Annotated in this window: 11 protein-coding genes and 1 pseudogene; 6 read left to right on the forward strand and 6 right to left on the reverse strand. The window is 56.8% G+C overall.

What is annotated here, in order from left to right:
• A pseudogene (locus AAC035_RS10245) lies at window positions 1-933 on the reverse strand (bifunctional glutamine synthetase adenylyltransferase/deadenyltransferase); the annotation flags it as partial.
• Between the two features lie 79 nt (window positions 934-1,012).
• Between AAC035_RS10245 and AAC035_RS10250 the strand changes: the two are divergent.
• Window positions 1,013-2,158, forward strand: a complete 1,146-nt coding sequence (locus tag AAC035_RS10250; RefSeq protein WP_339803465.1) for a potassium channel family protein — start codon at window positions 1,013-1,015, stop codon at window positions 2,156-2,158.
• 39 nt (window positions 2,159-2,197) lie between these two features.
• The gene (gene mgtE, locus AAC035_RS10255) at window positions 2,198-3,553 is read left to right on the forward strand and encodes a magnesium transporter (protein WP_339803467.1); all 1,356 of its coding nucleotides are present in this window, start codon (window positions 2,198-2,200) and stop codon (window positions 3,551-3,553) included.
• 16 nt (window positions 3,554-3,569) lie between these two features.
• Here mgtE and AAC035_RS10260 read toward each other — a convergent pair whose 3' ends face one another.
• The 5 genes from AAC035_RS10260 to typA form a co-directional block, all read right to left on the reverse strand.
• Window positions 3,570-4,421, reverse strand: a complete 852-nt coding sequence (locus AAC035_RS10260) for a CYTH domain-containing protein (RefSeq protein WP_339803470.1) — start codon at window positions 4,419-4,421, stop codon at window positions 3,570-3,572.
• A gap of 125 nt (window positions 4,422-4,546) precedes the next feature.
• Complete coding sequence (locus AAC035_RS10265) at window positions 4,547-5,470, reverse strand: porin (protein ID WP_339803472.1); 924 nt, start codon at window positions 5,468-5,470, stop codon at window positions 4,547-4,549.
• Between the two features lie 391 nt (window positions 5,471-5,861).
• Window positions 5,862-6,329 carry a D-aminoacyl-tRNA deacylase gene (dtd, locus tag AAC035_RS10270; RefSeq protein ID WP_339803475.1) on the reverse strand — a complete coding sequence of 156 codons (468 nt, stop codon included), beginning with the start codon at window positions 6,327-6,329 and terminating at the stop codon, window positions 5,862-5,864.
• Window positions 6,330-6,426: 97 nt separating this feature from the next.
• Window positions 6,427-7,389 carry a prolyl aminopeptidase gene (gene pip, locus AAC035_RS10275; protein WP_339803478.1) on the reverse strand — a complete coding sequence of 321 codons (963 nt, stop codon included), beginning with the start codon at window positions 7,387-7,389 and terminating at the stop codon, window positions 6,427-6,429.
• A 189-nt stretch (window positions 7,390-7,578) separates the two neighbouring features.
• Complete coding sequence (gene typA / locus AAC035_RS10280) at window positions 7,579-9,390, reverse strand: translational GTPase TypA (protein WP_339803481.1); 1,812 nt, start codon at window positions 9,388-9,390, stop codon at window positions 7,579-7,581.
• 554 nt (window positions 9,391-9,944) lie between these two features.
• Between typA and glnA the strand changes: the two genes are divergently transcribed.
• The 4 genes from glnA to AAC035_RS10300 form a co-directional block, all read left to right on the forward strand.
• On the forward strand, window positions 9,945-11,348 hold the full coding sequence (glnA, locus tag AAC035_RS10285) for a glutamate--ammonia ligase (protein ID WP_339803484.1): 1,404 nt from the start codon (window positions 9,945-9,947) through the stop codon (window positions 11,346-11,348).
• A 231-nt stretch (window positions 11,349-11,579) separates the two neighbouring features.
• A complete protein-coding gene (locus AAC035_RS10290) occupies window positions 11,580-12,113 on the forward strand; it encodes a DUF4124 domain-containing protein (RefSeq protein ID WP_339803487.1) in 534 nt (177 codons plus the stop codon).
• A 246-nt stretch (window positions 12,114-12,359) separates the two neighbouring features.
• The gene (gene glnL / locus AAC035_RS10295) at window positions 12,360-13,442 is read left to right on the forward strand and encodes a nitrogen regulation protein NR(II) (RefSeq protein ID WP_339803490.1); all 1,083 of its coding nucleotides are present in this window, start codon (window positions 12,360-12,362) and stop codon (window positions 13,440-13,442) included.
• A partial coding sequence (locus AAC035_RS10300; protein ID WP_339803493.1) for a response regulator occupies window positions 13,439-13,792 on the forward strand: 354 nt, incomplete at its 3' end. The genes glnL and AAC035_RS10300, both read left to right, overlap by 4 nt.

Below are 13,792 nucleotides of genomic sequence, written 5' to 3' on the forward strand. Positions count from 1 at the left end.
TTCGAATGCACTGAAATCGATATATTTGCGATAGACAAAGGGCCGCAGGCTTTCCATCAGCGCCTGGCCAAGGCGCTCATCGCCGGCAACCACCCGGGCCTTGACCATGGCGTAGCGCTCCCAGTCACGCCCCTGATCCTGATAATAAGCCTCCAGGGCCGCGTAGCTGAGGGCTAGCGCGCCGCTCTGGCCATAGGGTCGCAACCGCATATCAACCCGGAACACCCAGCCATCTGCGGTGATCTGGTCGAGGGCCTGAATCAGCCGCTGACCCAGCCGGATAAAAAACTGCTGGTTATCGATGGTCCGGCGCCCGCCACGGGTTTCACCTTTACCGGGAAAGGCAAAGATCAGGTCTATATCAGATGAAACGTTGAGCTCACGGCCACCCAGCTTACCCATACCCAATACGACCATGGACTGGGGGCGCTCCTCGCGAGTGACCGGGTCCGTCCCCCAGGGGGTCCCCATTTCCTCACAGGCCCGGTCATGCAGCCAGTCCAGTGCCCCCTGAATGCAGGTATCGGCAAAGGTGCTGGTGGCCTCGATGGTTTCCTTCAGTCCCGCACCCGCCACCATATCCCGCCAGATCACGCGGAACTGGACTTCCCGGCGGAAACGCCGCAACCCCCGCTGCAACGAGGGCTCATCGGTGACCTCCGCGAGATACTCCTGCCAGCGGGACGAGAGGTAGTCGGGAGTCGTCGGCTCATTCAGGCTGCGGGACATCAGCAGGTCCTGCACCTGCTCCGGATAGCGCTCAAGGGTCTGCGCCAGAAACGGGCTACAGGCCATTGCTCTGGCCAGCGAATTCACATCAGCCCCCTGCTCCGGAACACACCAGGCCGGCACCCCGTCGGGAAAAACCTCAGCCCAGACTCGGGCCACCTCGGCGGCTAACGGCTCAGGCAACTGGCGCCACGGCTCTGACATAATGCAAACCCCTGTGTCTCTGTTATATTTCCGGTACTGTATAACGAACCGCTGCCAGACTGAACCGCCCAGGGGGCCCATGAAAAGCTATCAACGCCCGCTGACTCCGGAACACCAGCTCGCTCACTTACCGCTTTCGGGAATCATACGGGCCCGAATCAAGCGACTGTTTCTGTTTCTGGCCGGCCTGCTGTGCCTGCAAGTCATCGTCCTGAGACTGGTGGAAGACCTCAGCCTGTTTGAGGCTTTCTGGCTGACCATCACGACACTGACCACCACCGGCTACGGCGATTATTCTCCAGAAACATTCGCAGGACGACTGAGCACCGTGGTGCTGATGTATTTTGGCGCCATCACCATGTTGACGCTGATTATCAGTGACTTTATCGAGTACCGGTTTTATCGACGGGAACGGATCATTACAGGACGCTGGAAATACAAGATGAAGAATCACATCATTATCATCAACACGCCACGGCAGGGTGGTGAGCAGTATTTCATGCGCATTGCCACCCAGATTCGCGCGGTTCCGGGCTATGAGCAGACGCCTATCCAGTTATTGACACAGGCATACCCCAACGGTCTGCCCCCGGAACTGCGGGATCTGGGACTGGTCCATTATCACGGCTCCGGCAGCGATCAGAATTCCCTGAAAGCCGTCCATGCCGGTGATGCCCGCCACATCATTCTGTTGGCACTGGATGAAACGGACCCCACATCGGACAGCTATACGTTCGATGTGGCCCACCGGCTATCGGAGCTCAGCCTCGAGAGCAGGGTAACGCTGGAGTGCGTCAGCGATCAGAACCGTGCGCGCTTCCGTGGCATAGGCATTCGCTCCATTATCCGTCCGGTGCGCACCTACCCGGAAATCATGGTGCGGGCGGTGGTCTCACCGGGCACAGAAAAGGTCCTGGAGGATCTGTTCAACTATCAGGAAGATCATCCACACCGGTACAACATTACAGTGGACGACCTCACCTGGTCTGATATAGTCAGCGCCCTGATTCGCCATGGCATCGGTACTGCACTGGCCTACATCGATAACAATGGCGAAGTCATCTGCCATCCCCGACCGGAAGCTGAGGTCGAGGGCAAAGGACTGATTGTATTGGTCAAGTCTCAGGATACGCCGGAGGTGGAAGTGGTCGAGGACGCACTGGAGCGCTATCGCCAGTTCATCACGAAATGGCACGAGATGCAGAAAAACGCAGGCAACGGCTGAACAGATATCAGACCGAGCCTTGAACTGAGAGGCAGCACCGTGTCGTTTCTTGACTCAGAATTCTTCCAGCCACTTTTCGAAGCCCTCAAACGGGATCATCCGGAGGATATACGGGCAGCCACCTCCGCCTATAACGCGGCGGATCTGGCCGAGTTTATCGAATCGTCCATCCAGGATGGCGACGCCGGCCTGAAGCTGCTGCGGCTGCTCTCTCTTGAGCAGCAGGCCAAGGTTTTCGGCTATCTTGGTCCAGACATGCAGCTGGTGCTGGCCAGACTCATTCCCAACAAGGAACTGGTCACCCTGGTCACCGCCATGTCAGCGGATGAACGGGCCGACTTTTTCAACCTGCTTGATGAAAACGAACAACACGCCCTGTTTCAGTCCCTTGCCAGCCGTGAACGGGAAGACCTGCGGCGCCTGGCAAGCTTCGAGGAAGGCACCGCCGGCGCTCTGATGACCTCGGACTATGCCATGGTCAGTTCCGGCATGTCGGTTGCAGCGGCATTGTCACTGCTGCGCAATACCGCCCCGGACAAGGAAACCATTTATCAGGCCTACGTGATTGATAAGGACCATCGGCTCAAGGGCGCCATTTCGTTGCGCAAGCTGATCACCAGCGCACCGGGCGCCATCGTTGACACCCTGATGGCCACCGGCCTGGTTTCTGCCCGGACCCATACCGGACAGGAAGAAGTGGCCCGCCTGATCTCCCGTTACGACCTGCTGGCACTGCCCATTATCGATGATAATGAGCGCCTGGTGGGCATTGTCACCTACGATGACGCGATGGATGTGGCGGAAGCCGAGGCTACGGAGGATATCCACAAGGGTGCCACCGTTGGTCGCATTGATACCAGCCTGAAAACCGCCTCACCCTTCTCGCTGTATCGGTCCCGGGTGCAATGGCTGGTCATTCTGGTTTTTGCGAACATTTTCACCGGTGCGGGTATCGCCTACTTCGAGGACATCATTTCCAGTCATATTGCGCTGCTGTTCTTCATGCCCCTGCTGGTAGCCAGCGCGGGCAATGCCGGTGCCCAGTCGGCAACGCTGATGGTGCGCGGTCTCGCCACCGGCGATGTCTCCGCCAAAGACTGGGGCAGGTTGCTGGTCAAAGACATCATGGTCGCCAGCGGACTGGGCCTGACCATGGCGGCCGCGGTCATGGTGGTTGGCATATTCCGCGCCGGTCCCGAAATCGCACTGGTCGTTTCCATCACCATGGTCGCCGTAGTGCTGATTGGCAGCGTAATTGGCATGCTGCTGCCATTTTTACTGGCCAAACTGAAGTTTGATCCGGCCACCGCCAGCACCCCGCTTATTACCACCATCGCTGACGTCAGTGGCGTACTTATCTACTTCAGTATCGCAACAGCAATACTCGGGTTGTAAGCAACAATCCGGATGATTACGGTTGCAGCAAGGCCAGCTGCAGCCTTCCCAGGCGTGGATCCCGGGCGAGATCCGCAACTGCCTGCCCCTCGTCAATGCAGCATTCAAGCCACGCCAGCTCCTGACTCACGGGAGAACCCTGCAGGTCTCTTGTGACAGCGGTCAGTGCGTCACGACTATCGTCATCAACAGAGCCGCACAACCAGGCACGAGACAAACCATGCAATAAACGCTCAAGCGCAGGGCGATCATCGCCCAGTGCCTGCGGTGAGTGGATGCCCGCCAGGGTGTAGCCCTGTTCCGCCTTGCTGATCAGATTCAGAAACACCGGTACCTGCTCCGCAAGGCGGCGCGCCCAACCCAGCAGTGCTGCAGACTGACCGGACTTCAGCTCCAGCTCCAGTTCACAGAGGGGTTGATCCTGATCCCCTGCCCGTACTACGCCAGAATCCAACGCACACTCGATAACCGCATCGCTGCCCTCAAGCATGAAGATCCGGCGTGTGAAGCGGGTTTCAAACACCGGTTTCAGGGCCGCAAGATTAATATCCTGCCCTACCGGCGTATCGGCTATCAGGCCGATATTCAGCGTGGTGCCCATCAACGGCCATTCCCATTCCTGCCGCCGGTGAGCTCCGTCCACAAACTCGCCCTGGGTTTTCAGCGTCTGGATGTAATCACCACCCGTCTTACGCACCCGCAGGGCCACTTTCTGTCGGTTCAGTTCCGCCTCAGGCGTGTCAAAGTAATGATTTTCCAGCAACCGGGTATCAGCTTCCCGGGCACCGGGCTGTGTCAGCAGCCAACTGCCGGCCTGCTCAAGAGCCTGTTCGGTCAGGCTCAGTTTTATCTCCAGTTCCTCGGCCATGGGACCTCCTCTGCTGACGGGGTGTTGACGACAGCATAACAGCTTGCTCCCGCCATAAAAAAACCGGAAGCCCTTACGGACCTCCGGTTTCGGTTACTGCTTCAGGTCGGGCTCAACTAGCCGGATCAGAAGTAGTAGGTAGCCCCAACCGATGCGATAGAGCGCTCGTCGGAAGCAGCGGTTGCACCAGTGCCATCGGTGTACTCATAGACGTCATCGCCGCCACCCAGGTAGCCTTCAACGTAGACATACAGGTTGTCAGACAGATTATGTAGCGCCTGCAGAGTGATGGTGTCACGCTTGTTTTCTGCGCCAAAATCATCTTTCTGTTGCTCGTAAGCCAGGGCAAACTGGTTAGCACCCAGAGTGTAGATACCCATAACGCCGAAGGTGTCCGAGACATCCTTACGGGTGTGATATTCACCGGTCAGGCGCAGATTGTCCAGGGTGTAGCTGGCCCGGAAGCCATAAGTGTTTTCATTGTTCAGGCTTGGGTCGTTCCGTGAATTGAAGGCGGTACCGCCGTCGTTGGAATCAACCGCGAAAGCCAGCTCGAGGTTATTGACCTCATAGAGTGCGGCCAGTTGCCATGGATAGGACTTCTTGATCGAGCTGTCACCATTGAACTGGACTGAACCGGCCAGGGACAGACCATTAAAGACTGGAGACCGATATTGAATCAGGTCGCTCTCGCCGGTATCAAAGGAAGGCGCCAGGCTCAGAGTGCCTACTTCAAAAAACTCGGAGATTTCTGCAACGGCCGTTTCATAGGCCGAGTCATCTGTACCTAACCAGATCTGACCGAAGTTTTCGCCGCGAACACCGATGTAACCGTGCTCAACGCGGAAGCGATCATCATCTTCCTCGAAGCTGGTAATATCATTGGCAAACAGACGGTCAATTTCCAGACGAAAAAAACCGGTAACACCAGGGGCCAGCATATGGTCATGCAGAACACCGAGTGTGGAGCCATTGTCGAAATGTTCAACTGTAGATGGGCCGCCATCGATATTGTCATGAGAAATGGCGAACTGGATATTGCCATACACCGTTGGCAGATTGGAGGACTATGCCAGCACAGTGCCCGAGAAAGTTGCTGCAGCAATCGCAGATGCAATCAGCGTTTTTTTCATTTTTGCGTCTTCCTTTTGAGTTAACTCAGGTTTTTTAGCGACGGGGGCGAGCCCGTCTGGTCTTCCTCAGCAAACCCAGCACCTGCCAGACATCGCCGGCAAGACTGGGGCGATGACGTCAGGCTTCTTTTTTTGAGCCCTTCACAGTCAATCACTTACAATGCTTTCTTAAAGCTCTGCATTGAGAGCCTGTTGTAATATAGCCAAGCTCTGTTTGCAAACAGTTTGGTGGTATTTCTTAGGTTAAATTGCCCCAAAACAATATTTTTTATGCCTGGTTCGCGTCGGGTGTTTTCTACCGGCGCGACTACCCCGCAGCCGCGCCCTCCGGTTCGACCTTCAGGAGGAAAGTGACGGGGCCATCATTGACCAGAGCCACCTGCATACTGGCTCCGAAGCGACCTTCGGCTACCCGAGGGGATCCGAGCTGCTCCTGGCAAACGGCGATAAAGTAGTCAACGAGGGGTTTTGCAAGATCAGGGGGCGCGGCCCGGGAAAAGCCCGGACGGGTTCCGGAGCCGGTATCGGCGACAAGGGTAAACTGGGGCACAACAAGCAACGAACCGCCGCTGTCGGCAACACTGAGATTCATGCGGCCCTGAACATCGGGAAAAACACGATAACCCAGGATCTTCCGGGCCAGCGCCTCTGCCACACCACGGGTGTCTCCCTGCTCTACCCCGAGTAACAACAATAAACCGGTCTCAATCCCGGCAATCACCTCACCGTCGACGGTCACCTGTGCCCGGGATACTCTTTGTATCAGTCCCTTCATTGAATCCGTTTCGCCAGTGGTGTGTTGAAAGCGCTGGCATTCTAGCGATCGCCTTTACCGGGCGCAAGGCGACTTGAGGTCGGTAAAGCCGATCCTTTCAGGCACTGCGGGGATGAATCTGATCCATAAGGTCGTCCACCGCCCGCATCAATGCATCGGTAATGGCGGGCTCCGATGCCGAATGGCCGGCATCCCGGATGATGCGCAGGTCCGCCTGGGGCCAGGCCGAGCTCAGCGCAAACGCGTTGTCCAGCGGGCACACCATATCGTAACGACCGTGAATGATGATGCCCGGAATACCCGCCAGCCGTCCGGCGTCTCGCAGAATCTGCCCGGGTTCCAGAAATGCCTGGTTCATGAAGTAATGGCATTCTATCCTCGCCAGAGCGATTGCCGTGTGGGGATGAGCAAAATGCTCAACTACGCGGGGATTTGGTTGCAGCGTTGCACAGCGCCCTTCCCACACTGACCATGCCTTCGCGGCCTGAATCTGCTCCAGCTCGTTTTCACTGGTCAGACGACGATGGTAGGCAGCGACCATGTCACTGCGCTCGGCCACAGGGATCGGAGCCAGGTAATCGGCCCAGTAGTCCGGAAAAATCCGTCCCGCACCATCCTGATAGAACCAGCGAATGTCTTGTGGCCGGCACAGGAATATGCCCCGCAGAATCAGCCCAAGCACTCTCTCAGGGTGCGTCTCTGCATACACGAGACTGAGGGTGGAGCCCCAACTGCCGCCAAACAGCAGCCATTGCTCAATACCCAGAAACTGGCGGACCTGCTCCATATCTTCGACGAGACTCTGGGTGGTATTGCCCGCCAGCTCCGCCAGCGGCGTTGACCGGCCGGCTCCGCGCTGATCCAGCAGAAGAATCCGGAAACGCTCGGCATCGAAAAACCGGCGGTAATAATCCTCGCAGCCGCCACCCGGGCCGCCATGAACCACAAGCACAGGAATGCCCTCGGGGTTACCCGATTCTTCCAGATAAAGCTCATGGGGGGACTCTACCGTCAGTCGGTGACGGGCATAGGGCTCAACTTCGGGATAAAGATTCAGCATGATGAACTCCGTTCAGGGGTAACGGAAGTCTAGCTGAGAATGCGGGAGAGATTCACTGGCCAGAGACCAGACAACAACCAAAAAACTGACTGGCCACGAAATCCACTGAAGTACACGGATAAAAACAGGATAAGCTTATTCTGGTTTTCTTTCCGTACGTTTCGTGGATTCCGCAGCCATATCAGATCTTTACTTCTTGCCGGCGCGCTTGCGGTCGTTTTCGGTAAGATGCTTCTTGCGCAAACGGATCGACTTGGGGGTCACCTCAACCAGTTCATCGTCATCGATGAACTCCAGCGCCTGCTCAAGGCTGAACTTGATGGGCGGTACCAGAGCGATGACCTCATCTTTACCTGAGGCACGCATGTTGTCGAGTTTCTTGCCCTTGGTCGGGTTGATGACCAGGTCGTTGTCACGGCTATGGATGCCACACAGCTGGCCTTCGTAGATATCCTGGCCCGGCTCAAGAAACAGCTTGCCGCGGCTTTGCAGGGTTTCCAGGGAGTAGGTCAGCGCCTTGCCATTGGCCATGGACACCAGTACGCCATTCTGACGACTGGTAACCTCACCTACCTTGATCGGGCCGTAATGGCTGAAGGTGGAGGTTAGAATACCGGTACCCGACGTCATGGTGAGGAACGAGTTACGGAAGCCGATCAGGCCACGGGCGGGAATGGTATATTCAAGACGAATACGCCCTTTACCATCCGGAACCATATTGGTCAGATCGCCCCTGCGAAGGCCCATCTGGTCCATCAGCGCACCCTGATGCTGCTCTTCAATATCGATGATTACGTTTTCGTAGGGCTCCTGCTTTTCACCGTCAACTTCCTTGATCACCACTTCCGGGCGACCCACGGCCAGCTCGAAGTTCTCACGACGCATGGTTTCGATCAGAACCGACAGGTGCAGCTCGCCACGACCAGACACCTTGAACTTGTCGGCTGAGTCGCCTTCCTCTACGCGCAGGGCAACGTTGTGCAGCAGTTCTTTTTCCAGCCGCTCCTTGATATTGCGGCTGGTAACGTATTTGCCTTCCTTACCACAGAACGGCGAGTCATTGACCTGGAAGGTCATGGATACTGTGGGCTCGTCGACGGTCAGCGGCGGCAGTGCCTCGACATTATTCATATCGCACAGGGTGTCGGAGATGTACAGCGAGTCCATGCCGCTGACACAGATGATATCGCCCGCCTGGGCTTCATCAACCTCAACGCGGTGCAGACCGGAGTGGCCCATGATCTTGAGGATACGGCCCTGGCGTTTCTTGCCATCGGCACCAATGGCAATAACCGGAGTGTTGGTCTTGACCTTACCACGGGCAATCCGGCCAATACCGATCACGCCCAGGAAGCTGTTGTAGTCCAGCTGGGATATCTGCATCTGGAACGGACCGTCCGGATCCACGTCGGGAGCGGGCACATAGTCAACGATGGCCTGGAACACCGCGTCCATGTTCTCTTCCATCTTCTCGTGATCAGTTCCTGAGAGGCCATTCAGGGCACTGGCGTAAACCACCGGGAAGTCCAGTTGCTCTTCACTGGCACCAAGGTTGTCGAACAGGTCAAAGATCTGATCAACAACCCAGTCCGGGCGCGCACCCGGGCGATCAATCTTGTTGACCACGACAATCGGACGCAGCCCGGCATCAAAAGCCTTCTGGGTCACAAAGCGGGTTTGCGGCATGGGGCCATCGATGGAATCGACCACCAGAAGCACGCAGTCAACCATGCTCATTACCCGCTCCACTTCACCACCAAAATCGGCGTGACCAGGGGTATCAACGATGTTGATGTCGTAGCCGTTCCACTTCAGCGCCGTGTTCTTGGCGAGAATGGTGATGCCACGCTCCTTTTCCTGATCGTTGGAGTCCATGACCCGCTCGCTTTCGAGCTCCTTGCGGTCCAGCGTGCCGGACAGGCGCAACAGCTTGTCCACAAGAGTGGTCTTGCCATGGTCAACGTGGGCGATAATAGCGATGTTACGAAGTTTCTCAATCACAACTGATATCCTGCGGCATGCACTGATGACCTGAGAGGGTCGCCGGGGCCAAAAGCCCCTCACATGCCGTCTCAAATCTGTAAATGAAGTTATTGCGGGGTAAACACAAAATACCCGACCCGATATAACTGTACTCGTCGGGAACAACTATCCGGGCGTTATCCAGCGCGCGAAGTATATAGGAAGTTGCTTGACGTTTATATGAAGAAAAGCGCCTATCCTTAATCAATGACAATTGCACCATTATGGAGCGACAAAAGTATCCACGCACCAGGATAGCGCACCAAAATGTCACCAAGCACCAACCCCAAACCGGACTGTCGCGCCAAAAAGGCCCGGCAATGCCGCTTCTGCGCCGTTCTGGAGCACCCGCCAAAAATTGGCAAGCAGATTGCATCGAATATGACACCTGATTCCTGAAGGCAAGCGCCGCCGGCTTCTGATAAGCTGCGGCAAGCACTCAGACAGACCGGCCGACCGGCAAAATGCCTGCCGGCCAGACATAACGAACACCGATACCTCCCGCGGTGCGGGGTAAACTACGGAGTATGACAATGTCCAAGACGATTGATCTGATCAAAGAACATGAAGCCAAGTGGATTGACCTGCGCTTCACTGACAGCCGCGGCAAAGAACAGCATGTCACCATGCCCGCAACCGAAGTTAACGACGACTTTTTCACCGACGGCAAAATGTTCGATGGCTCTTCAATTGCCGGCTGGAAGGGCATCAACGAATCCGACATGATTCTGATGCCGGATGACACAACTTCCGTAGTCGACCCCTTTACTGAAGAAAGCACCATCAACATCACCTGCGACATCGTGGAACCGTCCACCATGCAGGGCTATGAGCGTGATCCCCGCTCCGTTGCCCGTCGTGCCGAGGAATACCTGAAATCCACCGGTATTGCCGATGGCGCACTGTTCGGCCCGGAGCCAGAGTTCTTTGTATTCGATTCCGCGAAGTGGAAGACGGATATGCAGGGCTCAATGTACTCGCTTCATTCCGAGGAAGCCGCCTGGGTTTCCGGCGATGACTTCGACAAGAACAACATCGGCCACCGCCCGGGCGTCAAGGGTGGTTACTTCCCGGTTCCCCCGGTTGACAGCCTGCACGATCTGCGCGGCGCCATGTGTGCCGCCATGGAATCCATGGGCCTGGTCATCGAAGTACACCACCACGAAGTCGGTACCGCCGGCCAGTGTGAAATCGGTGTCGGTGCCAACACTCTGGTTCGCAAGGCTGACGAAGTCCAGATCCTGAAATACTGCGTGCACAACGTTGCTCATGCCTATGGCAAGACCTCTACCTTTATGCCGAAGCCGCTGGTAGGCGACAACGGCTCAGGTATGCACGTGCATATGTCCCTGAACAAGGATGGCAAGAACCTGTTTGCCGGTGACGGCTACGCCGGTCTGAGCGAGATGGCCATCTATTACATCGGCGGCATCATCAAGCACGCCAGGAGCATCAACGCATTCACCAACGCCTCCACCAACAGCTACAAGCGCCTGGTTCCGGGTTTTGAAGCTCCGGTCATGCTGGCCTACTCTGCCCGCAACCGCTCGGCCTCTATCCGTATTCCGTACGTAAACAGCCCGAAAGGTCGCCGTATCGAAGTGCGCTTCCCGGATCCGTCCGCCAACCCGTACCTGGCCTTTGCAGCACTGATGATGGCCGGCCTCGACGGTATCCAGAACAAGATCCACCCTGGCGATGCCATGGACAAGGATCTTTACGACCTGCCGAAGGAAGAAGCCCTGAACATCCCGACTGTGGCCGAAACCTTCCAGGAAGCTCTGGATACACTGGAAAGCGATCACGAGTTCCTGACCCGCGGTGGCGTCTTCACAGAAGACATGATTGCTGGCTACATTGATCTCAAGCGTGGAGAAGTTCAGCGCCTGAACATGGCCACCCATCCGGTAGAATTCGAACTCTACTACTCGGTCTGAACCCGCCCCGGGCTCATGCCCGGAGCACTTCAGATATCGAAAGCCCCGCTTCGGCGGGGCTTTTTTCGTTGCAACTGGCCCCATCGCGCACTCAGCCACTCACCTGCCAACACCCTCAACCAGAAACTGTGACCCTTACCTCACCGTAATCGCGACCGCTCCGATGCTCATTGCAATGGCTGGCGCTGCTGCCGATAATCGGTGCATGTCTGACAAAAAGGCCTCAGCATTATGGATTACAGGTTCCCATTGATCACCGGATTACTGCTGGCACTCACTGCACCCGCCATGGCTGCGGTGTACCGCCAGGTGGACGCCCATGGCAACGTGACCTTTACCGACGAACCCGGCGGTGGTGCTGAGGAAATCGAGGTCAAGCCGGTGACCACCATCACCCTGCCCAAGCCGGAAGCGGTTCAGGAGCAGCTTGAGCAGGACCAGAACAGCGGTCAGCTCAATCTTTATGACATGGTTGGATTCACCTCACCGAATAATGACGACGCCTTCCACAGCGGCAATGGTGACGTCGAATTTCAGGTAAGCAGCTCTCCTTCGCTGCGACGCGGCCACCGGTTTGAAGTCACTCTGGACGGACAACCCGTCGGCCAGACCAATTCCGGTACCGTCACGGTACGCAACGTTGACCGGGGCAGCCACAGGGCTGGCGTACATATCATCAACCAGGCCGGCCAGCGCATTCAGACCGGAGAAGAAATCACTTTCACGATCCACCGCCCCTCTGTGCTTCGCCGCAACAATAACTGACCCCCCGAAAGAATGCGCACCATTTTAGTGCGCATGCACCAGAAAAAAGCGATACTTTGACCAACGACGGGGCGTAATGACGTCAAACCTTGCCGTTGGTGCAAGCCGCTGGCACCGCCTGACCGCCCTGAACCACCATTGCCCGTACTCTTTGCTCGCTTTCAGCGCACGCGCAAAAAAATATGCGCCTGAGATGCAACTCTGGATCGTTTTTTGCAGTTAGTAGCTCACCAACAGGGGAGAACCATGGCAGCCGCAATGGATTACAAAACCATACTCGACAGCCTTACAACATCCGTGCTGATCGTTGATAGCAATCTTGGCATCCGCTACCTGAATCCTGCCGCGGAGAATCTCCTCGAGACCAGCCTTACCCGGACCCTCGGCACCAGCCTGGGGCAACTGTTGCTGGAAACCGACGAAGCCCTGGACACCCTGGTCTCCGGGATTCGTACCGGGCAGACCTACACCCGCAGGGAGGCCGAATTTGTGCTGCTCAGCGGCAACCGGCTTATTGTCGATTATTCGGTGTCGCCCGCCGGCCAGGAAGCCAATCAGGTCCTGATGGAGATTCAACCCAGGGACAGGTTGCTGCGAATCAGCCGCGAAGAAGACATGCTGACCCAGCAGGAAACCACGCGCACTCTGGTGCGGGGTATGGCCCATGAAATCAAGAACCCACTGGGTGGGATCCGGGGAGCGGCGCAGTTGCTGGACCGGGAACTGTCAGACGACGGCCAGAAGGAATACACCCAGGTCATCATTGCCGAGGCCGACCGTTTGCGTGGGCTGGTTGATCGAATGCTGGGGCCAAACCGGGCACTGAAAATGGCCCAAACCAACATTCATGAAGTGCTTGAACGGGTCCGTACACTGCTCGAGGCTGAAAGCCGGGGCAAGCTGATGTTCCGCCGCGACTACGACCCCAGCATACCCGAATTTCCAGGTGACAAGGAGCAACTGATTCAGGCCTTCCTCAATATCGCGCGCAATGCCATGGAAGCAGCTTTCGAACACCAGTGCAGCGACAAGGCCACAGAATTTCCGACCATTACCTTCCGGACCCGGGCCTTGCGTCAGTTCACCATTGGTCAGAAACGCCATCGTCTGGTAGCCCGCATCGACATTATCGACAACGGTCCCGGGGTCCCGCCGGAACTTCTGCAGAACATTTTCTACCCGATGATCAGCGGCAGGGCCTGTGGTACCGGTCTTGGCCTGTCCATCACCCAGAGCATCATTGGCCAGCACCACGGACTCGTTGAATGCGAGAGCGAGCCTGGCAAAACCGATTTCATCATTTTCCTGCCGCTGGAGGAGACAGCATGAGCCAACCGGCAAACGTCTGGATTATCGACGACGACCGAAGCATTCGATGGGTCCTGGAGCGCGCCCTGACTCAGGCCGGTCTGCAACCCCGGGTTTTCGAAAGCGGCGACGGCGTTCTGGTGAGACTGGACCATGAACAACCCGATGCCATCATCAGCGATATCAGGATGCCCGGTATTGACGGTATTTCCTTGCTGTCACGCATTGTCGAGCAGCACCCGGACTTGCCGGTCATTATCATGACGGCGCACTCCGACCTCGAAAGCGCCGTGACCAGCTACCAGACCGGTGCTTTCGAATATCTGCCCAAGCCCTTCGATGTGGACGATGCTGTGGCGCTGGTCAAACGG

Origin of the sequence: uncultured Marinobacter sp. (genome assembly GCF_963974375.1) — a bacterium.
Taxonomy (GTDB): domain Bacteria; phylum Pseudomonadota; class Gammaproteobacteria; order Pseudomonadales; family Oleiphilaceae; genus Marinobacter.